The organism is Polaribacter sp. BM10, from assembly GCF_002005425.1.
In the GTDB taxonomy this organism is placed as follows: domain Bacteria; phylum Bacteroidota; class Bacteroidia; order Flavobacteriales; family Flavobacteriaceae; genus Polaribacter; species Polaribacter marinaquae.
The window spans coordinates 1,916,123-1,937,128 of sequence record NZ_CP019704.1; the positions used below are offsets into that span (position 1 = coordinate 1,916,123).

The following is a 21,006-nucleotide window of genomic DNA, read 5'->3' on the forward strand; positions in this document are numbered from 1 at the left end:
ATTTTATTATAATTTATTTAATAACTTCAGCTAATGTTGGTTGTTCTGATAACCACTTGTCGTATTCTTCTTGTTCTACAACAGTAATTTTCATTTGCATATTATAGTGAGATGCACCACAAATCTTATTACATAATAATAAATAATCAAACACATAAGGATCTTCTCCTTTAGCTTTTCTTATTTTATTAATACCAATAGACTTTTCTATAACTTCTGGCTGATCTCTCATCTCTAAAGTCGTGTACTTCGGTGTAAATCCAAATTCTGTAACCATACCAGGCACACAGTTCATTTGAGCTCTAAAGTGAGGCATATAAGCTGAGTGTAACACATCCTGAGAACGGAACTTAAAATGAATTTTTCTTCCTTTTGGTAAATACAATTCTGTAACTTGTTTATCGTCTGCAGAATTTTTATCAGACATATCAACACCCATTGTGTTAATACCTTTAATAAAGTTTACATTACCTAATCCTAAAGTGTTATCTGCACCAGCATAACGAGCATCCCATCTAAATTGTTGAGAATAAACTTCTATTACAATTGGATCTTCGGCGTCAGATAAATCCATTACGTTATTCCATTGCCATAAACCGTATCCTATTAACAGTACTAAAACGATGGCTGGAGTAACTGTCCAAATAAATTCTAACTTATGACTGTCTGCATAAAACTTAGCTTTTCTGTCTTTACTTCCTCTATACTTAAATGTGAAATAGAAAATTAAGAATTGCATTATAAATTGAACAATACCAATTAACCAAAAAGTAATATCGAATAAGTTGTCATCATGCTCACCTTCATAAGAAGCTGATTCTGGCAACATAATTACGTTCATAAAAATTAAACAGTAAATCATCATAGCATATAGAAAAGCCATGAAAGCAATTGCAAATTTACCTTGAGCAGCATTATCTTGATCATTGGCAATAGAACTTCTAAAATCCATGATTCTAGTAATTTGCCAAACACTTACACCAATTGCAACACCTATAAAAATATAAAATAGAGCTAGCATATTTATCTTGTCTTATTTATTTTAATTAAATTATTTATTAATGATGATCTCCTGAATCTTCTCCAGAATGTTCAATATTATAGTAATGGAAATGTTCACTTTCTGCTAAAAATGGATTTCCTTTTGGTACAGGATTCGCTTTAGCAAAAGAACTTAAAGTTGTATAAATTATTAAACCAATAAAGAATAATAAAGCACTAATTTCTGGTATTCCGAAGAACCATTGTGCACCAACAGTAGATGGCATCACCATAATAAATACATCAATATAGTGTCCTGCTAATATTACAACTCCACCAATAAAAACAAACCAAGGTTTACTTTTAAAATCACTATTAATTAATAATAATACTGGAAAAGCAAAGTTCATAACAACCATACCTAAAAATGGTAATTTATACTCTGTAAATCTTGCTACATAATATGTTGTTTCTTCTGGTATATCTGCATACCAAATTAACATAAACTGAGCAAACCATAAATATGTCCAGAATACAGAAAAACCAAACATAAACTTAGCTAAATCATGAATATGACTATCGTTAACACCTGGTAAAGCATTTTTAGATCTTAAGTATATCGTAAAGAATGCAATAACTGTTAAAGCACTTACTAATAATGTAGCTAATACATACCATGCAAATAATGTAGAGAACCAGTGAGGATCTAATCCCATAATCCAATCCCAAGACATCATAGTTTCTGTAATCATAAATACAAACAAGAAAATAACTGAAGCGTTATAGTTCTTCTTGTAAGTTTTGTTACCATCATTTGCAGTATCTTCTTTGATAGAATTTTTTCTGATGAAAAACCTATAAGTATTCCAAAGAATTAAATAAATTATACTTCTTACAAGGAAACCAGTTGAATTAATCCACCAAGATTTACCATCTACTATAGGGTCATAGTTTTCACTTGAAGGATCAAAAGTACCTTCCGCCATCCAAGGGAATAAATGATTTAAATGCATTACAGAGGCAATAATAACAATTGCCATTAAGATAGATACAGGTAATAAATTTCCTGTGATAGCTTCCATAACTCTTAAAATAACCACAGACCAACCAACTTGTGCTACTCTTTGAATTGCATAGAAAGTTAAAACTAATAAAGTTAAACCAAGAGAAAAGAACAATGCTACATAAAATGCAGACCATGGTCTATTTTGTAATTGATGTAAAACATGTTCTGCATGAGAATCATCGTCATGAGCACCATGACCACTCATTGTAGTGTCAACACTTCCTTCTCCGTGATGAACACCAGAAGCATTATTATCTACTTTTGAATTATCAGAAGTATGAGGAGCTTCAATAGATTCACCATGTGAACCTCCATGACCATCATTACTAGCTGCTTCAATTGCATGTTTAGCATCTTCTATAGTAGTTTGTGAACCACTGTAAAAACTGAATGCTATTCCAATAACACCTAAAACAATAAGTGCTAATGAGAATGTCTTTAATTTACCTGAGAATTGATACATATCTTTCGTATTCTATCTTTTTGTATTTTATTTTAACAAATCTGCACGTAAAACTTCTACGTATTGAACAATTTGCCAACGCTCTTTATAAGTCAATTGAGAAGAATGAGATCCCATCAAACCTTTACCGTGCATAAGTACATGATAAATGCTTCCTTCTGTAATATCTCTATCTTTATAATTTGGTACACCTGCAAATTTTTCTGAAGTTGCTAAGTAACCCTGACCGTCTCCTTTCTTACCATGACAAGAAACACAATAAATGGTATACATTGCTTTACCATTTTCTAAGTTCTCGTCATTTTTTTCTAATGGAGATTTAACATCAACCTTAGCTGTATCGTATCCTTCAATAGTATCAGGCACATCATATGCTGGTGCTCCGCCTCTTGGAATTGTACCTGCAACAGGTTTGCTGTTTACAACATTACCGTTAACACTTTCTTCGCCGTCTGCATTGTAAGGTATAGATTCATACATGTCTGGCATGTATTGAACTTGTCTATTCTTATTGTCGTTACAAGAAATAATACTTGTAAAAACCATTAAACCGATAATTAATTTTAAATTCTTCATTATCTATTTATTAGTGCTTATCTACTACATTAATTTCTACAGCTCCTGTTTTAGCCAATAAAGAAGTTAAAGCTTCCTCATTATTATGTACAGGTATTTCCATTAAAAAATGATCATCTGTAGTTCTTGGATCTGGATTTTCTGCTTCTTTAAATGGCCAAATTCTACTTCTCATATAAAAAGTAATTACCATTAAATGGGCAGCAAAAAAGACCGTTAATTCGAACATAATTGGTACAAAAGCTGGCATGTTCTCAAACCATGAAAAACTTGGTTTACCACCTATATCTTGAGGCCAATCTTGAATCATTATATAATTTGTTAACCAAATTGCAACTCCTAATCCAGTAATACCATAAAAGAAAGCTGTAATAGCTAACCTTGTTGGTGCTAATCCCATAGCTTTGTCTAGACCATGAACAGGAAATGGACAAAATACTTCTTCGATATGATGGTGTTCTGCTTTAACAGCTTTAACTGCATCAACTAAAACTTCATCATCCGTATAAAATGCATGAATAACTTTATTAGCTTCCATATTTATTCGTTTATATTGTTATCTAAGTTTTCCTTTTTAACAGCTGTATTGTTAACTACAATTGCTGGTTTAGTAGGAATACCTTGTTCGCTTCTCTTCTTGTAAAATTCACCTGAAGACTTTAATATCGTTTTTACTTCTGCTTGTGCTATTACAGGGAAAGTTCTCGCATATAATAAGAATAATACAAAGAAAAATCCAATTGTTCCGATAAAGATACCAACATCTACAAAAGTTGGTTCGAAACGCCACCAAGTAGAAGGTAAATGTCCTTTACTTAATACAATCGCAATAATATCAAAACGCTCGAACCACATACCAATATTAATAAATATTGAGATTACGAAAGTCCATATAAAGCTTCTTCTAATTTTCTTAAACCATAATAACTGAGGAGTTAAAATGTTAAAGAATAATAAAGAATAGAATGCCCAAGCATAAGGTCCTGTTGCAGCACCTACAGATAAATATGTATAGTTTTCATAAGGAGAACCTGTATACCATGCAATAAAAAATTCTGTTGCATAAGCTACAGCTACAATACCACCTGTTAAGATGATTACAATATTCATATACTCTACGTGCATACGAGTAATGTAATCTTCTAGATTAGTAACTTTTCTCATAATACCTAATAACGTTTGCACCATTGCGAATCCTGAAAAGATTGCTCCGGCAACGAAATAAGGAGGGAAAATTGTTGAGTGCCAACCTGGATTGATCGATGTAGCAAAATCCATTGATACAATAGTGTGTACAGATAATACCAAAGGCGTAGCTAAACCTGCAAGTACTAAAGAAACTTCTTCAAAACGTTGCCAATCTTTTGCTCTACCAGACCAACCAAAAGATAATAAAGCATATATTTTCTTCTGAAAAGGCTTAACAGCTCTGTCTCTTATCATTGCAAAATCTGGTAATAAACCTGTCCACCAGAAAACTAAGGATACAGATAAATATGTAGAAATTGCAAATACATCCCATAACAATGGTGAGTTAAAGTTTACCCACAAAGAACCAAACTGATTCGGGATTGGTAAAACCCAAAATGCATTCCATGGTCTACCCATGTGAATAATTGGAAACAATCCTGCTTGAAATACAGCAAAAATTGTCATTGCTTCTGCAGAACGGTTAATCGCCATTCTCCATTTTTGACGGAATAATAAAAGTACTGCAGAAATTAATGTTCCTGCGTGACCAATACCTACCCACCAAACGAAGTTAGTAATATCCCAAGCCCATCCAATGTTCTTGCTCAATCCCCAAACTCCAATTCCTGTTCCTACTGTGTAGAAAATACATCCAAATCCCCATAACATTGCTGCTAAAGAAATATAAAATGCTATATACCAATTCTTATTTGCTTTACCTTCGATAGGTTTTGCAATGTCTTCGGTAATATCGTGGTAACTTTTATCACCTAATACTAAAGGTTCCCTTATGGGTGCTTCGTAATGAGACATGTTTTTATATCTTAAAAATTAATTACGCTTCGTTTGTGTTTCTTACTTTAACTTGATAGATTACATTTGGCTTCGTTTGAAGGTAATCTAATACGTTATAAGCTCTTTTATCTTCTGCTAATGCAGCTACTTTATCTTCTTTGTTATTAACATCACCAAAAACCATTGCTCCTGTAGTACAGGCAGAAGAACAAGCCGTTTCAAATTCATCAACATTTACCTTACGACCTTCTTTTTTAGCTTTAAGAATTGTTGCTTGTGTCATTTGAATACACATAGAACATTTCTCCATAACTCCTCTAGAACGGACTACAACATCAGGATTTAAAACCATCTTACCATACTCGTTGTTCATATTGAAATCAAACTCGTTATTATTTGCATAATTAAACCAGTTAAATCTACGAACTCTATAAGGACAGTTGTTTGCACAATATCTTGTACCAACACATCTGTTATACGCCATTTGATTTTGACCTTGACGACCATGTGATGTCGCTGCTACTGGACATACAGTTTCACAAGGAGCGTGATTACAGTGCTGACACATCATTGGTTGAAAAGTAACTTCTGGATTTTCTGCTTCAGTTTCTAAAGCCTCATAAGTAGCTCCTCTACTTAATCCTAATTCTTTTGCTTCTTCTCTAGTTTCAACTTCAGAAGAATAATATCTATCAATACGCAACCAATGCATATCTCTACCAACTCTTACTTCATTTTTACCAACTACTGGTACATTATTTTCTGCATGACATGCTACGACACATGCCCCACAACCTGTACAAGAAGTTAAATCTATAGATAAATTAAAGTGATGACCAACTTCTCTGTTGTGTTCATCCCATAAATCTATTGTATTTGCTTCTACTTCTTTATGATCATAAGATACATAAGCTGGCTTGTTCCATCCATGATGATGATCTTTTGGATCTACATTCTTGTAATCTTTTAATGAAGTAACTTTTAAAATATCGTGACGTCCTGCAATTGTTTTCTGTACTTGAGTACATGCAAACTTATGAGTTCCAGATACTTTTTCTATAGAAACATTATATTGAATGTTATTACCTCCTTTGTATAAAGGATAAGCGTTAACACCAACTTTCATTTCGTCTTTTAAACCGAATGTTTTACCAAAACCTAAGGATAAACCTACAGAACCTTTTGCTTGTCCTGGTTGAATCATTACAGGAACTACAACTTCTTCACCGTTTACGGTTACTTTTGCGTAATCTCCATTAATTGCTCCGTTATCTTTAACAGGATTTTCAAAACCCAACACTTTAGCATCTGCTATAGACATTGTTAAGTAGTTATCCCAAGAAGCTCTTGTGATTGGATCAGGGAATTCTTGTAACCAAGGATTATTTGCTTGTTTACCGTCTCCTAAACCTGTTTTAGTATATAAGTTTAACTCCATTTCTGAAGCCTTTGTACTCTTTTTTAAGTTTGATGCAACTTCTGATATAGAAACTTCTGAGACAAATTCAGATACAGAACTAGCATCAACAGCTTTACTGAAATAACCATTATGTAAAGCTTTATTCCAAGACGAACCACCTAAAACATTATCAGACCAAAATGACTTTAAGAAATCATAGTAAGAAGTAGAACTACCAGACCATTTTAATAAAGTATCTTGTACCTGACGCGTGTTAAATAAAGGTTGAATTGTAGGTTGCATTAAACCGAAGTTTTCTTCAGAAAACTGAGTATCACCCCAAGACTCTAAGAAATGTGGTGCAGGCAATGCATATTCCATTGCATTTGTTGTAGCATTGTTTTCTACAGACAACGAAACCTTTAAATCGACTTTACTTAATGAGTTTGTAAACTCATTTGAATTTGGCAAAGTATAAGCAGGATCTACATTAACAACTAATAAACCACCAACTTTACCTGATTTCATATCAGAAACTAATGCTTCTACATCCTTAAAATTACCTTTACGGATATTTAAAGAGTTTTTAGCATCTAAAATCTCACTACTTAAATATTGATTGATTGCTAAAGAAATCAATTGAGCATTAACATCGTTAACACCTGTCATTACAACACCTTTAGAACCAGCCTTTTTTAATGTTTTTGCTAATTTCTTAATTTCAGCATCAATAGGAGTACTATTAGACGCTACTGAATTCCCTGTTAACTCTTTATAAAGATTTAACAATGAAAAAACAACATCAGAAGGTTTAGCTACCAAACGCTTATCTGCATTGGCACCACTTAAAGACATATTACTTTCTACCTGAACATGGTAAGACATTTTACCTGTTTCTGGTTTTCTACCATCAATGTAAGCTTTCTCAAATCCACCATGAAAATCTCCTAAGAAATCTGCACCAAAAGAAACTATTGTTTCAGCATTTTGAAGCTTATAATTTGGCAAAGCTCTTCTACCATACATTTTCTCAAAAGCATCTGCTGCTGCTGATTCTGAAACAGCATCATAAACAACATGCTTAGCGTTAGGATATGTAGTTAAGAACTCACTTATAACTTTATCTGTAGAAGGGCTAGCCATCGATCCTGTTAACAAAACAACTTGCTTACCTCCTTCTTTAAGACTATTTAATTTTTGACCTATTTCTTTATCTGCTTCAGCCCATGAAATAACTGCTTGAGCTTTTGTAGGTTCTTTCAAACGTAACTTCTCATCATATAAAGAAAGAACAGAAGCTTGTACTCTAGCACTAGTTGTTCCGTTTGCTTCTTTATTAGGCATTATTTGAATTGGTCTACCTTCACGAGTTTTTACTAAGATATTCGCAAAATCATAACCATCTGCCATAGAAGTAGCGTACCAATCTGCTACACCAGCAATAATATCATTTGGTTTAACAACATAAGGAATCGATTTAACAACCGGTCCTTCACAAGCTGCTAATGAAGCTGCCGCTGTAGTAAAGCCAACATACTTTAAGAAATCTCTACGAGAAGTAGAAGACGCCTCTAATGTTTCTTTATCTCCTAAAAAATCATCTGTAGGAATATTCTCTACAAATTCATTTTTACTCAGCGTTTCAACAACAGAACTATCTTTTAGTTCTTCAACACTTTTCCAGTATTTTTTGTTTGAAGCCATTTATACTTTTTTATTTAATGATTGAAAGATTATAAAATTGATCAACAACTTTTTTCCTCTTTTAATTTTGAATCTTTAATTCTTTGTTTAGTAATGACATTTACCACATTCTAAACCGCCTAACTGAGATATAGTTACTTTATCTACACCATATTTCTTAGCTAACTGATCATGAATTTTTTCGTAATACTCATTTCCTTTTAAATCTACATTCGTCTCTCTATGACAATCAATACACCATCCCATTGTTAATGGAGAATATTGATACATCTCATCCATTTCTTCTACAGGACCATGACATTTTTGACATTTAACACCAGCAACAGTTACGTGTTGAGCATGATTGTAATAAGCAAAATCTGGAAGATTATGAATTCTAATCCATTTTACCGGCTTTTCCTCTCCTGTATAAGCCAATTCATCTGGATCCCATCCTGCAGCTTTATAAACTTTAGCAATCTCTTGATCTAATTGCTCTTTACCATAAGTCTGACCGTTCCACTGAATCTCAGTTCCTTCAGCAACTTCTGAAATACCTTTATGACAGTTCATACAAACATTAACAGAAGGAATCCCTGAATGCTTACTATGTTTTGCCGAAGAGTGACAATATTGGCAATCTATTTTGTTTTCACCTGCGTGAATCTTGTGCGAAAATGCAATTGGCTGAATTGGCTGATAACCTTGATCTACACCAACTTTAAACATTGTACCGAAAACAACGTAAGCACCAATCAATAAAACTAAAATAGTACCTAAAACTTTTAAGAAAGTATTTTCTTTAACACCAACCCAAAGCTCTTGTAAATCTCTTCTTAAATTAGACTCTACACCCGATTTCTTATTTCCTTTTAACTCACTAACCTGTTTTAACAAACTTGCGATCATTAAAAACGCCACAACAATTGCTGCCGCTAAGAAATAAATCAACCAATCTGGCGCGCCACTTTTTTCTAACACCTGAGTTGTAGCACCTCCTGGAGCAGGAGCTGCAGCATTTTTTATATCACCAACAGTTGTGTAATATAAAATATTATCAATATTTTCATCAGTTAATTGAGGAAATGCATTCATTGCAGTTGCACTATACTGCGCAGCTTCTGCAGCATCTGCATTAACTTTTTGAAATTCAGCATTGTTTTTAATCCAAGATTTTAACCAAGAATTCTCTCTACGCTCCTCTACACCACCTAAAGCTGGCCCAACTAATTTCTTATCCAACTTATGACAAGAAGCACATAAAGATTTAAATAATTTTCTACCTTCTTTCTGACGAGCCTCATCAACATCTTGCGAATAAGTTGATGCGCTAAAGGCAAAAAACAAAAGTAATGTAAGACTTTTTAGAAGTACAGAGTTTAGTCTACTATGCAATGTTACACTTTTCATATTTACAAACTATAATTTTAGTATTGTGTATAAATTCGTTCAAAAAACACATTTTGAACAGTTCAACAAAAGTACTACATATTGCTAAATTTTGAAAAGCTAATAGAATGTTAAATATCAATTTATAATAGTTCTAAATAAGGAAAAGACTCAATTTATTCTTTAGCAAGTCGTTATTTTTGCAGAAACATTTAAGATTATGAAAAACACACTGTTTTTAAAGATATTTTTGTTCTGTTTATTCACTAGTATTGGTACTTTAAACGCTCAAAACTCAACTAAAAAAGACAAAGAAGTAACTAATTTACTAGAAAAGAAAAGAAGTTATAATAAGTCTAATGGTTTTGGTTACAGCATTCAAATTTATTACGGAAATGAACGAACTGCTAGGTCTAAACAAGCACGTTTTAAAGTTCTTTACCCTAGAGTTTACACGAAGCTTGTATACAACAAGCCAGACTGGAAAGTGCAAGTTGGTAACTACAAAACAAAACTAGAAGCAGATAGAGCTAATTTGATATTTAAAAAGGAATTTTCTGGTACAATTGTAGTACCTATGAAAAAATAAATATCTAAAATATCAGAAAAAGAAAGCCGAAATTCAATGAAGAATTTCGGCTTTTATATTTGGTTAAAATCAGATTATTTTAACTTCTTTTTTACTGCTACTTCTTTGTAAGCTTCAATTACATCACCTTCTACAATATCATTGTAATTCTTAACCTGAAGACCACAATCGTAACCTTTAGCTACTTCTTTAACATCATCTTTAAAACGTTTTAAAGAAGTTAATGCTCCGTCATGCACAACAATTCCATCTCTAATAATTCTAATTTGAGAGTCTCTATAAATCTTACCAGACATAACCATACAACCTGCAATGTTACCTACTTTAGAAATCTTATAAACTTCTCTAATTTCGACGTTACCTGTAACTTCTTCTTTCATTTCAGGAGACAACATTCCTTCCATTGCATCTTTAAGATCATTAATAGCATCATAAATAATAGAGTATGTTCTAATATCTACTTCTTCTCTATCTGCTACCATTCTTGCGTTTCCTTGCGGACGCACATTAAATCCTACAATAATTGCATCTGAGGCTGTTGCTAATAAAACATCACTTTCTGTAATAGCACCAACACCTTTGTGTAAAATATTTACTTGTATCTCTTCTGTAGATAATTTCTGGAAAGAATCTGTTAAAGCTTCTACAGAACCATCAACATCACCTTTTAAGATAATATTTAATTCTTTAAAGTCTCCTAACGCAATTCTACGTCCGATTTCATCTAGCGTTAATGTTTTCTGAGTTCTTACTGATTGCTCACGTTGTAATTGAGATCTTTTAGATGCTATTTGTTTAGCTTCTCTTTCATCTTCAAATACGTTAAACTTATCACCCGCTTGTGGCGCACCGTCTAAACCTAAAATTGATACTGGAGTTGAAGGACCTGCTTCATTTAACTTTCTTCCTTTATCATCAAACATGGCTTTAACTTTACCACTGTTTTTACCTGCAAGAATATAATCTCCAATTTTTAAAGTACCAGCCTGCACTAAAATAGTTGTTACGTAACCTCTACCTTTATCTAACTGCGCTTCTACAACAGTACCAACTGCATTTTTATTAGGGTTTGCTTTCAATTCTAAAATCTCCGCTTCTAATAAAACCTTTTCTAACAACTCTTCAATACCTTGACCTGTTTTTGCTGATATATCTTGAGACTGAATACTTCCACCCCATTCTTCTATCAACAAATTCATTGCAGATAATTGTGTCTTTACATTATCTGGATTAGCGTTTGGCTTATCAATTTTGTTAATCGCAAATATAATTGGCACTCCTGCTGCTTGTGCATGAGAAATTGCCTCTTTTGTCTGTGGCATTACATCATCATCGGCTGCAGCAACAATAATTACTAAATCCGTTACTTGCGCCCCACGTGCACGCATTGCCGTAAAGGCTTCGTGACCAGGTGTGTCTAAGAAAGCTATTTTTTCATCACCAACATTAACAGAATAAGCACCTATATGCTGTGTAATTCCTCCACTTTCTCCGTCTACAATATTTGCTTTTCTAATATAATCTAATAAAGATGTTTTACCATGATCTACGTGCCCCATTACTGTAATAATTGGCGCACGATTAATTAAGTCTTCAGGCTTATCTACAACTTCTTCGATTGATTCTTCTACTTCTGCACCAATAAATTCTACTTTATAATTGAATTCTTCAGCAACAATAACAAGAGTCTCTGCATCTAAACGCTGATTCATTGTTACCATCATTCCTAACATCATACAAGATGAAATAATATTAGTAACAGGCACGTCCATCATAGTTGCAACTTCACTTACCGTAACAAATTCTGTTACTTTTAAAACTTTATTGTCTAATGCCTGTGCTTCTTGTTCTGCTTCAGACTGCTCTCTACGAGCATCTCTTTTATTTCTACGATATTTAGCTCCTTTACCTTTAGATGATTTCCCTTGAAGTTTTTCAAGAGTTTCTCTAACCTGCTTTTGGATATCTGCTTCTGTTGGTTCTTCTTTCTTAACAGCAGCTGGTCTATTGTTACCTCTACCTTTATTGAAAGAGCCTCTATTGTTTCCTGGACCTCTATTACCCGGACCTCTGTTTCCTTGAGTTCTGTTACCAGTATTACCACCAGCTTTGTTTACAATACGCTTACGCTTTTTTCTTGGATCTGAAGATGCGTCCTTTTTAGCTTCTGGTTTCTTCTTCTTAGGTTTTTCAAATTGCTTTAAATCAATTTTCTTACCTGTAAAGTTTGGTCCTTCTAACTTCTTATACTGAGTTTTAATAGCTTCAGCATTTTCTGGAGTTACTTCTTCAGTTTTTTCTGAAGTTTTTGTAGCATCCTTTTTACCTTCTGCTTTTTTAGCAACCTTAGAAGCTTCTTTTTCAACTAAAGAAATAGGCTTATCTACCTTTACCTCTTTAACGACTTTTTTATCTTCTGATGGTTTAGCAATAGGTTCAGTTTCCTTTTTTACTTCTTCTTTTGGCTTTTCAACTTCCGTTGGCTTTTCAACTTTTGGAGCTTCAGCTTTAGGTGCTTCTTCTTTAGCTTCTACTTCTTGTTTTTTTGCTGCAGGCTTACCAATATTATCAATATCAATTTTACCAACAGTTTTAAACTCTAGTTTTTCGGCTTTAGCTTTAAGAACTTCTTCTTTTTTAGCGTCTTCTGCTCTTTTTCTCTCTTGCTTAGCTTCTAGTTCTGCACGAATAGCTTCTTTCTCTTTACGCTTCTCTTCACCAACTTCCTTAGACGCAGCTTTTTTGCTAGCATCTGTTTGGAAACCATCTAGGAGCACTTGATAGATCTCACCAGAAATTTTAGTAGTTGGTCTTGATTCTATTTCATGACCTTTATCTGCTAAATATTCTACTGCTCTATCTAGAGAGATATTTAATTCTCTTAAAACTTTATTAAGCCTCGTTGTTTTGCCTTCAGACATATATTATTTTTTAGCCTTTAATTTTGTAAAAATATACTTTTTTACGATTACTCTTTCACTATTTCACAAACTAATCTTCAAATTCTTCTTTTAGAATTCTTTGAACGTCTAAAATAGTTTCTTCTTCTAAATCAGTTCTCTTAACTAATTCTTGTACACTTGTTTCTAATACGCTTCTTGCAGTATCTAAACCAATGTTTTTAAATTCTTTTATTACCCAAGCTTCGATTTCATCACTAAATTCTGTTAATTCTACGTCTTCCTCTTCAAGACCTTCTCTCTTAACATCTATTTCGTAACCTGTTAATTCACTCGCTAAACGAATATTAACACCACCTCGACCAATTGCTTTAGATACCTCTTCTGGCTTTAAAAGTACGTTTACACGACCTTTTTTACCATTTTTCTCTTCTTCGTACATTTCAATTTCCATTGAAGTCACTTTTGCAGGACTTAATGCTCTAGAGATAAATAATTGTTCGTTTTTAGTGTAATTGATTACATCAATGTTTTCATTACCTAACTCACGAACTATACCATGTATTCTAGAACCTTTAACACCAACACAAGCTCCAACAGGATCGATTCTATCATCATAAGAATCTACTGCTACCTTTGCTTTTTCTCCTGGTATTCTTGCTACACCTTCAACAGTAATTAAACCATCAAATACTTCTGGAATTTCTTGTTCAAATAATTTTGTTAAAAAAGCCGGAGAAGTTCTAGATAGAATTATTGCAGGTTTATTACCTCTTAATTCTACTGCTTTAATTACTCCTCTTACAGAATCTCCTTTTCTAAAGAAATCTGAACGTATTTGTTCGCTTTTTGGTAATACAATCTCGTTACCTTCATCATCTAACAAAATAATTGCATTGTGTCTAATATGATGCACTTCTGCACTATATAAATCGCCTTCTAAATCTTTGAACTGTTTAAAGATATTAGTGCTATCGTGTTCATAGATTTTAGAAATTAGGTTTTGGCGTAATGCTAAAATTGCTCTTCTACCTAAATCTACCAACTTAACTTCTTCAGATACATCTTCTCCGATCTCAAAATCTGGCTCGATTAATCTTGCTTCTGCTAATTCTATTTCTTCGTTATCATCTTCAGAAAAACCATCTGCAACCACCACTCTATTTCTCCAAATCTCTAAATCTCCTTTATCTGGATTGATAATAATATCAAAATTATCATCAGACCCAAACTTTCGTTTTAAAGTAGCTCTAAACACTTCTTCTAAAATAGACATAAGTGTTACTCTGTCTATACTTTTATTATCTTTAAATTCTGAAAACGAATCAATTAATGCTATATTCTCCATTACATCTTTTGCTTAAAATACAATTTTCACTTTTGCTTCTTTAATCTCCTTATACTCTAATGTTACTGTTTTTTGTACCGTAACTTTTCCTTTACCAATTGGTTTTGGTTCTCTTGCCTTCCATTGTAAGACAATGTTGTCTTCTGTTGCATCTGTTAAAGTTCCTTCAAACTCTTCTTCTGCTGTTTTTACCTTAAGAATTCTATTAATATTTTTAAGATATTGCCTTTTCACCTTTAGTGGATGAGCAATATCGGGCGTGGTTACTTCTAAAGAGAAATCTTCTTCTTCTCTATCTAAATTACCATCTATATTTTTACTAATTCTTATACATTCGCTTAATGGAACACCTTGATCACCATCAACTACAACTTGTATCTTGTTGTTTGCAGAAATAGATAAATCTATTAAATACAACGAGTCATTACTTGCCAACGCCTCTTCTACTAAGTCTTTTATTTTTTCTTGCTCCATCTTAAACCTTAAAATAAAGTATAAAAAGAGGGGACTTTTGAGTCCCCTTCCTTCTTCATTTACTATAAATTTCGGTGCAAATATACGAATAGTTTACGATTTACCAAACCAAGTCGAATTCAAAATTTTTTCGTAACTTTAGATACACGCTCTTTTCTAATTTTAAATTCTATATCATGAAAAAAATTTTAGTCCCAATAGATTTTTCAAAACCGTCTGAATATGCAGCTAAAATGGCCGCTAAAATTGCTAAAAAAACGAGTGCTTCAATTTTTTTAATTCACCTCATAGAATTACCTACAGGTGTTATAGACATGGGGTCTGGTAGTAAATTTAGCATTCCAGAAAGCATGTTATATCTTCGAAAAACAAAAGAAAAAATAATAGCTTTTAAAAACACTTTTTTTACTGACGAAATGAATGTAGAATACTTTATTAAATTAAGTAATCCTTTTGATGGTATTAAAAAATATGCAGAAAAAATTAACGCAGATTTAATTATAATGGGATCTAAAGGTCATTCTGAATTTGAAGAAATAATGATTGGCTCAAATACAGAAAAAGTTGTTAGAAGCTCTAAAACCCCTGTAATTGTTGTTAAAAAAGATGATGCGAAAATTAAACTAAAAAACTTAGTTTTTGCTTCGAATTTTAAAGAAGAAAACAAAGAGGTTTTTAGTAAATTCCTCAATTTTGCAAATGCTTTTAATAGTAAAATTCATCTTTTAAAAATTAACACACCTTCTCAATTTGAAAGCACATTTAATGCAAAAGAGAAAGTAAAAACTTTTATAAAAGATCACAATCTACCTAAACACACAATAAACATATACAACGATGTTTCTGTAGAAAAAGGAATTCTTAATTATGCAAAAGAGAAAAAAGCAGACTTAATAGCTTTAAGCACTCACGGTAGAAGTGGTATATCTCACCTTTTTACAGGAAGCGTTACCAAAAACTTATCTAAAAAAGCTTTAAAACCGATGTTTACAGTTAAAGTCTAAAACAAAAAAGCTACTAATACCTTATGAATTAGTAGCTTTTTTTATCTAAATTAATGTTTTATAATATGTAATCTGTACTAATAAAATTAGAAGTTTTCTGATCTAAAATTTTTTGTAAAATAGCCTTATTATAATCCGTATCTTTTGCTGCTACAAAAGTTCTTATAGAAAAAGAACGCAAAGCATCATGAACACTTAAAGTACCAACAGCAGAATCTTTTCTACCTGTAAAAGGATACACATCTGGCCCTCTTTGCGCTGCACTATTTAAGTTAACCCTACAAACCAAATTTACCAACGTATCAATTAAAGGCGCTAAAGTTTTAACATTGCTACCAAATACACTTACTTGTTGTCCGTAGTTAGAAGCAGCCATATCATCTATAGGCTCTTGCACATCTTTAAAAGAAACTATAGGTATAACCGGCCCAAACTGTTCTTCTTCAAAAACTCTAGAATCTTTAGAAACCGGGTATAAAACTGCAGGAAAAATGTAATTTTCTGATGTTTTCCCTCCGTTATCATTCAATACTTTTGCTCCTTTATCAGTAGCATCATCAATTAATTCTTGAATGTAAGCAGGTTTTCCTGGTTCTGGCAACGGAGTTAATTTAACACCTTCTTCCCAAGGATTACCAAACTTTAAAGCATCTACACGTTCTGCAAACCTTTTATTAAACTCTTCAACAATATCCTCATGAACATATAATACTTTTAAAGCAGTACATCTTTGCCCATTAAAAGAAGTTGAACCTGCCAAACATTCGTTAATCGCCAAATCTAAATCTGCTTCTGGCAAAACAATTCCAGGATTTTTAGCTTCTAAACCTAAAATTAAACGCAATCTATTTTTCTGCGGATGATTTGCTTGAATAGCATTTGCAGACTTACTATTACCAATTAAAGCTAAAACATCTACTAAACCAGTTTTCATTATTGGAGTAACTAACGTTCTACCTCTACCGTAAATTATATTTACTACACCAGCAGGAAAACTTGTTTGAAAAGCCTCTAACAAAGGAGTTAACAACAACACACCATGTTTTGCTGGCTTAAAAACAGTTGTATTTCCCATAATTAAAGCAGGAATTAACAACGCAAAAGTTTCATTTAAAGGATAATTGTAAGGCCCTAAACAAAGAACAACCCCTAATGGACCACGTCTAATATGCGCATGTACTCCGCTATTTTTTTCAAACTTAGCAGAATCTCTATCCATTTGTTTATAATCTTCTATGGTATCGTAGATATACTCTATTGTCCTATCAAACTCTTTTTCAGAATCTGGTAAAGATTTTCCAATCTCCCACATTAAAAGCTTAACAATCTCTTCTCTTTTTGTTTTCATTTGTGCTACAAATTTCTCCATAGCAGCAATTCTACCTTCTACCTTCATTGTTGGCCACAAACCTTGCCCTCTTGCATAGGCATTTGACGCAGCATTTAAGGCTTCTAATGCTTCATTTTCAGATAAATTTGGCACAGAACCCAACAAAGTTGGTTTGTACTCTTCTGTTGATGAAATAGTAGAAAAAACATCAGCTTTATCGCCATTCCACTTTTTTAATTCTCCGTTAATTAAATAAGTATCTTGACTTAAAGTCTCATTAATTTTATATTCGTTTGGTATTTCTTTAAACGTATAGTTCATACATGTAATTTTATAAATTATCTCTAATTAAGGGCTCTAAAAAAATTACTTTAATTAGAGTTCAAAATTAACTAAAATAAGTGTAAAACAGTTCTTTTTAGAACGAAAAGCCAAAATGTATTTCACTCTTAAGTTGTTTCTTTTAAACTAAAAACTGAAACAAATCTGGTTTATCATTTAAGTAGTCTCCAAAAAAGCTTTTATCTTTCATTCTTTGAATTAAAGGTTCTAAATCTAAAGATGATTTCAGTTCTAAACCAACTACAGCGGCACCATTTTCTCTGTTTGTTTTTTTTGTATATTCAAAATGTGTAATATCATCATTAGGACCAAGAATTTCGGCAACAAACTCTTTTAACGCACCTGCTCTTTGCGGAAATTTCACAATAAAATAATGCTTTAATTTAGCATGTAACAATGCTCTTTCTTTTATTTCTGCTGTTCTTGTGATATCATTATTACTTCCACTAACTACACAAACAACATTTTTACCTTTAATTTCATCAGCATAAAAATCTAACGCAGCAATACTTAAAGCACCAGCAGGTTCTACAACAATAGCATCTTTATTATACAAATCTAAAATTGTTTGACAAATTTTACCTTCTGGTACAGTAATCACTTTAGATAAATTTCTATTACAAATATCAAAGTTTAAATCTCCAACTTTTTTTACTGCAGCACCATCTACAAAAGCATCAATTTTATCTAAAAAAGTATTTTTATTATTTCTTATAGAAGTTAACATTGATGGCGCTCCTTCTGGCTCTACACCTATTATTTTAGTGTTTGGTGATAGATATTTAAATACGGATGACAATCCTGCAGACAAACCTCCACCACCAATAGGGACAAAAACATAATCTATTTTTTCTTTTGCTTGATTTAAAATTTCTAAACCAACTGTTGCCTGTCCCTCAATAACTTTTTGATCATTAAAAGGATGAATAAATGTTTTGTTTTTAGCATCACATTCTAATTTTGCTGCATTAAAAGCATCATCAAAAGTATCACCTTCAATAACAATATCAATATAATCTTCGCCAAACATTTTAACCTGATTAATTTTTTGTTTTGGTGTTGGCGACGGCATAAAAATAGTACCTTTTACCTGTAATAATTTACAAGATAAGGCTACACCTTGCGCATGGTTACCAGCACTTGCACATACAATTCCGTTTTTTTTCTCTTTAATATCTAAAGAAGACATTTTGTTATAAGCACCTCTAATTTTATAAGAACGTACTACTTGTAAATCTTCTCTTTTAAATAATATATTAGCATTTAACTCTTTAGAGAGATTGTGATTTTTACTTAAAGGAGTTTCAAAAGCAACACCTTGTAAATTACTTGCTGCTTTTTCTATATTCACTAAACTCGGATAATAAATATCTTTATGTTGCATGATTTTTATGTAAAATTAAAAACCTGTCAGGTATTAAATCCTGACAGGTTTTATAAAAATTTAAAACATACGTTTTAGGCAGTTTTTACTACTTTCATTGCTGTCATAGAAGCTCTTAGTTGCTCTCCTACAATTTCTACAGGATGATTTCTAATAATCTTATTTATTTTAATAAGCTCTATATTATCTACACCATTTTCTGAACTAAAAGATTTACCAATAACGTTTGTTGAAACCTTTTTCATGAAATCTGTTAATAAAGGTTTACACGCATGATCAAACAAATAACATCCATATTCTGCGGTATCAGAAATTACACGATTCATTTCTGCCAATTTCATTCTTGCAATTGTATTTGCAATTAATGGCGTTTCATGTAAAGACTCATAATATGCTGAAGCATCAATAATTCCTGACTCTGTCATCGCTTCAAAAGCTAATTCTACACCAGATCTTACAAAAGCAACTAATAACGTTCCGTGATCGAAATACTCTTGTTCTGAAATTTCATCAGAAGTAATTACTTGTTTTTCAAAAGCAGTTTCTCCTGTTGCAGCTCTCCAAGTTAAAAGATTCTTGTCATCATTTGCCCAATCTTCCATCATAGTTTTAGAAAAATGACCCGTCATAATATCATCCATGTGCTTTTGGAATAATGGACGCATTATATCTTTCAATTCTTCAGAAAGTCTAAATGCTTCTACTTTTGCAGGATTAGACAATCTATCCATCATATTTGTAATTCCACCATGCTTTAAGGCCTCTGTTACAGTTTCCCAACCATACTGAATTAATTTACCTGCATAACCAGGTTCAATTCCTTCTGCCACCATTTTATCAAAAGATAAAATTGCTCCTGTTTGTAACAAACCACATAAAATAGTTTGTTCTCCCATTAAATCAGATTTTACTTCTGCAACAAAAGAAGACTCTAAAACACCTGCTTTATGACCACCTGTTGCAACTGCATAGGCTTTTGCTTGTGCCCAACCTTTTCCCTCTGGATCATTCTCTGGATGCACTGCTATTAAGGTTGGCACTCCAAATCCTCTTTTATACTCTTCTCTAACTTCAGATCCTGGAGATTTTGGCGCCACCATAATTACTGTTAAATCTTCACGAACTTGCATCCCTTCTTCAACAATATTAAAACCGTGAGAATACGATAAAGTTGCACCTTTTTTCATTAAAGGCATTACTGCATTTACAACATTTGTATGTTGTTTATCTGGTGTTAAATTAATTACCACATCTGCTGTTGGTAACATTTCTTCATAACTACCAACTTCAAAATTATTTGAAGTTGCATTGATATAAGACTGTCTTTTTTGATCTATTGCAGCCTGTCTTAAAGTATAAGAAATGTCTAAGCCAGATTCTCTCATATTTAAACCTTGATTTAAACCTTGTGCTCCACAACCTACAATAACAATTTTCTTCCCTTTCAACGCTTCTACTCCGTCTTCAAATTCAGAAGCTTCCATAAAACGGCATTTTCCTAATTGCTCTAATTTCTCTCTTAATGTTAATGTGTTAAAATAATTTGACATTTTTATTTATTTAGTTGTTGTATGTTTCTAATAGTTCAGAAATTTTCATTTCTTCTTTGGTTACCGCAATTAAGCCAGATCTAGTGTATTGCATAATACCAAATTCACTTAACTGATTGTATAATGCTACTATTTCTTCTTTTTTACCTGATTTTTCTAGAATAAAAAAATCTTTGTTTACCGTTACAATTCTTGCATTACTTTCTTTTATAATATTCTGAATTTGACGCTCTTCAAAAAGAAGCTCAGACTTAATCTTAAACAACCCAGATATTTGATAAATAATATCGTCTAAGCTGTGATAGTATGCCTTAATTACTTCTACTTGTTTTTCTATTTGACCTAGTATTTTCTTAATATTAATTTCATCCATATTTACAACGATTGTAAATTTAGATACACCTTCTATTTCTGATGGAGAAGTATTTAAACTCTCTATATTAATATGTCTTCTTTGAAAAATTGCTGATATCCTATTTAACAAACCAATATTGTTTTCGGTGTAAATAGATACTGTATATAATTGTTTTTCTGTACTCATC

At 32.3% G+C, this 21,006-nt stretch carries 16 protein-coding genes; 2 read left to right on the forward strand and 14 right to left on the reverse strand.

Annotation, left to right across the window (positions count from 1 at the left end; all coding sequences use genetic code 11):
- Positions 1-13: 13 nt before the first annotated feature.
- The 7 genes from BXQ17_RS08615 to BXQ17_RS08645 form a co-directional block, all read right to left on the reverse strand.
- On the reverse strand, positions 14-1,021 hold the full coding sequence (locus BXQ17_RS08615; protein ID WP_077810256.1) for a cytochrome c oxidase subunit II: 1,008 nt from the start codon (positions 1,019-1,021) through the stop codon (positions 14-16).
- A gap of 37 nt (positions 1,022-1,058) precedes the next feature.
- Positions 1,059-2,510, reverse strand: coding sequence for a quinol:cytochrome C oxidoreductase (locus BXQ17_RS08620; protein WP_077810257.1), 1,452 nt, complete (start codon positions 2,508-2,510; stop codon positions 1,059-1,061).
- Between the two features lie 27 nt (positions 2,511-2,537).
- Positions 2,538-3,086, reverse strand: a complete 549-nt coding sequence (locus BXQ17_RS08625; protein WP_231963650.1) for a cytochrome c — start codon at positions 3,084-3,086, stop codon at positions 2,538-2,540.
- 10 nt (positions 3,087-3,096) lie between these two features.
- Positions 3,097-3,624 (reverse strand): DUF3341 domain-containing protein, encoded by a 528-nt coding sequence (locus BXQ17_RS08630; RefSeq protein ID WP_077810258.1) that lies wholly within the window; start codon positions 3,622-3,624, stop codon positions 3,097-3,099.
- A gap of 2 nt (positions 3,625-3,626) precedes the next feature.
- Positions 3,627-5,090, reverse strand: coding sequence for an NrfD/PsrC family molybdoenzyme membrane anchor subunit (nrfD, locus tag BXQ17_RS08635; RefSeq protein WP_077810259.1), 1,464 nt, complete (start codon positions 5,088-5,090; stop codon positions 3,627-3,629).
- Between the two features lie 22 nt (positions 5,091-5,112).
- Positions 5,113-8,175 (reverse strand): TAT-variant-translocated molybdopterin oxidoreductase, encoded by a 3,063-nt coding sequence (locus BXQ17_RS08640; RefSeq protein WP_077810260.1) that lies wholly within the window; start codon positions 8,173-8,175, stop codon positions 5,113-5,115.
- An 87-nt stretch (positions 8,176-8,262) separates the two neighbouring features.
- Positions 8,263-9,564: a c-type cytochrome gene (locus BXQ17_RS08645; protein ID WP_077810261.1), complete on the reverse strand. Its 1,302-nt coding sequence runs from the start codon at positions 9,562-9,564 to the stop codon at positions 8,263-8,265.
- A gap of 199 nt (positions 9,565-9,763) precedes the next feature.
- Here BXQ17_RS08645 and BXQ17_RS08650 point away from each other — a divergent pair, with 199 nt between their 5' ends.
- A complete protein-coding gene (locus BXQ17_RS08650; RefSeq protein WP_077810262.1) occupies positions 9,764-10,132 on the forward strand; it encodes an SPOR domain-containing protein in 369 nt (122 codons plus the stop codon).
- A 74-nt stretch (positions 10,133-10,206) separates the two neighbouring features.
- On the opposite strand, the gene infB is transcribed toward BXQ17_RS08650, so the two are convergent.
- From infB to rimP, 3 genes are all read right to left on the reverse strand, one after another.
- Entirely contained in the window at positions 10,207-13,053 is a 2,847-nt protein-coding gene (infB, locus tag BXQ17_RS08655) for a translation initiation factor IF-2 (RefSeq protein ID WP_077810263.1), read from the reverse strand.
- Positions 13,054-13,123: 70 nt separating this feature from the next.
- Positions 13,124-14,380 carry a transcription termination factor NusA gene (gene nusA / locus BXQ17_RS08660; protein ID WP_077810264.1) on the reverse strand — a complete coding sequence of 419 codons (1,257 nt, stop codon included), beginning with the start codon at positions 14,378-14,380 and terminating at the stop codon, positions 13,124-13,126.
- Positions 14,381-14,392: 12 nt separating this feature from the next.
- Positions 14,393-14,854: a ribosome assembly cofactor RimP gene (gene rimP, locus BXQ17_RS08665; RefSeq protein ID WP_077810265.1), complete on the reverse strand. Its 462-nt coding sequence runs from the start codon at positions 14,852-14,854 to the stop codon at positions 14,393-14,395.
- Positions 14,855-15,030: 176 nt separating this feature from the next.
- On the opposite strand from rimP, the gene BXQ17_RS08670 reads away from it, so the two are divergent.
- Positions 15,031-15,858, forward strand: coding sequence for a universal stress protein (locus BXQ17_RS08670; protein ID WP_077810266.1), 828 nt, complete (start codon positions 15,031-15,033; stop codon positions 15,856-15,858).
- A 58-nt stretch (positions 15,859-15,916) separates the two neighbouring features.
- Here the strand turns inward: BXQ17_RS08670 and BXQ17_RS08675 are convergent, their stop codons facing one another.
- From BXQ17_RS08675 to ilvN, 4 genes are all read right to left on the reverse strand, one after another.
- Positions 15,917-17,509: an NADP-dependent glyceraldehyde-3-phosphate dehydrogenase gene (locus tag BXQ17_RS08675; RefSeq protein WP_077810267.1), complete on the reverse strand. Its 1,593-nt coding sequence runs from the start codon at positions 17,507-17,509 to the stop codon at positions 15,917-15,919.
- Between the two features lie 142 nt (positions 17,510-17,651).
- A complete protein-coding gene (gene ilvA, locus BXQ17_RS08680; RefSeq protein ID WP_077810268.1) occupies positions 17,652-18,914 on the reverse strand; it encodes a threonine ammonia-lyase IlvA in 1,263 nt (420 codons plus the stop codon).
- 74 nt (positions 18,915-18,988) lie between these two features.
- Positions 18,989-20,464 (reverse strand): ketol-acid reductoisomerase, encoded by a 1,476-nt coding sequence (gene ilvC, locus BXQ17_RS08685; protein ID WP_077810269.1) that lies wholly within the window; start codon positions 20,462-20,464, stop codon positions 18,989-18,991.
- 10 nt (positions 20,465-20,474) lie between these two features.
- Positions 20,475-21,005 carry an acetolactate synthase small subunit gene (ilvN, locus tag BXQ17_RS08690; RefSeq protein ID WP_077810270.1) on the reverse strand — a complete coding sequence of 177 codons (531 nt, stop codon included), beginning with the start codon at positions 21,003-21,005 and terminating at the stop codon, positions 20,475-20,477.
- Position 21,006: the final 1 nt, after the last annotated feature.

What these genes read in the sequence shown, in the direction of transcription:
- nusA (WP_077810264.1), bottom strand. Translation starts at nt 14,380, where the DNA reads ATGGAGAATATAGCATTAATTGATTCGTTTTCAGAATTTAAAGATAAT.
- infB (WP_077810263.1), bottom strand. Translation starts at nt 13,053, where the DNA reads ATGTCTGAAGGCAAAACAACGAGGCTTAATAAAGTTTTAAGAGAATTA.
- nrfD (WP_077810259.1), bottom strand. Translation starts at nt 5,090, where the DNA reads ATGTCTCATTACGAAGCACCCATAAGGGAACCTTTAGTATTAGGTGAT.
- BXQ17_RS08630 (WP_077810258.1), bottom strand. Translation starts at nt 3,624, where the DNA reads ATGGAAGCTAATAAAGTTATTCATGCATTTTATACGGATGATGAAGTT.
- BXQ17_RS08640 (WP_077810260.1), bottom strand. Translation starts at nt 8,175, where the DNA reads ATGGCTTCAAACAAAAAATACTGGAAAAGTGTTGAAGAACTAAAAGAT.
- BXQ17_RS08650 (WP_077810262.1), top strand. Translation starts at nt 9,764, where the DNA reads ATGAAAAACACACTGTTTTTAAAGATATTTTTGTTCTGTTTATTCACT.
- ilvC (WP_077810269.1), bottom strand. Translation starts at nt 20,464, where the DNA reads ATGTCAAATTATTTTAACACATTAACATTAAGAGAGAAATTAGAGCAA.
- ilvN (WP_077810270.1), bottom strand. Translation starts at nt 21,005, where the DNA reads ATGAGTACAGAAAAACAATTATATACAGTATCTATTTACACCGAAAAC.
- BXQ17_RS08675 (WP_077810267.1), bottom strand. Translation starts at nt 17,509, where the DNA reads ATGAACTATACGTTTAAAGAAATACCAAACGAATATAAAATTAATGAG.
- ilvA (WP_077810268.1), bottom strand. Translation starts at nt 18,914, where the DNA reads ATGCAACATAAAGATATTTATTATCCGAGTTTAGTGAATATAGAAAAA.
- BXQ17_RS08670 (WP_077810266.1), top strand. Translation starts at nt 15,031, where the DNA reads ATGAAAAAAATTTTAGTCCCAATAGATTTTTCAAAACCGTCTGAATAT.
- BXQ17_RS08615 (WP_077810256.1), bottom strand. Translation starts at nt 1,021, where the DNA reads ATGCTAGCTCTATTTTATATTTTTATAGGTGTTGCAATTGGTGTAAGT.
- BXQ17_RS08645 (WP_077810261.1), bottom strand. Translation starts at nt 9,564, where the DNA reads ATGAAAAGTGTAACATTGCATAGTAGACTAAACTCTGTACTTCTAAAA.
- BXQ17_RS08625 (WP_231963650.1), bottom strand. Translation starts at nt 3,086, where the DNA reads ATGAAGAATTTAAAATTAATTATCGGTTTAATGGTTTTTACAAGTATT.
- rimP (WP_077810265.1), bottom strand. Translation starts at nt 14,854, where the DNA reads ATGGAGCAAGAAAAAATAAAAGACTTAGTAGAAGAGGCGTTGGCAAGT.
- BXQ17_RS08620 (WP_077810257.1), bottom strand. Translation starts at nt 2,510, where the DNA reads ATGTATCAATTCTCAGGTAAATTAAAGACATTCTCATTAGCACTTATT.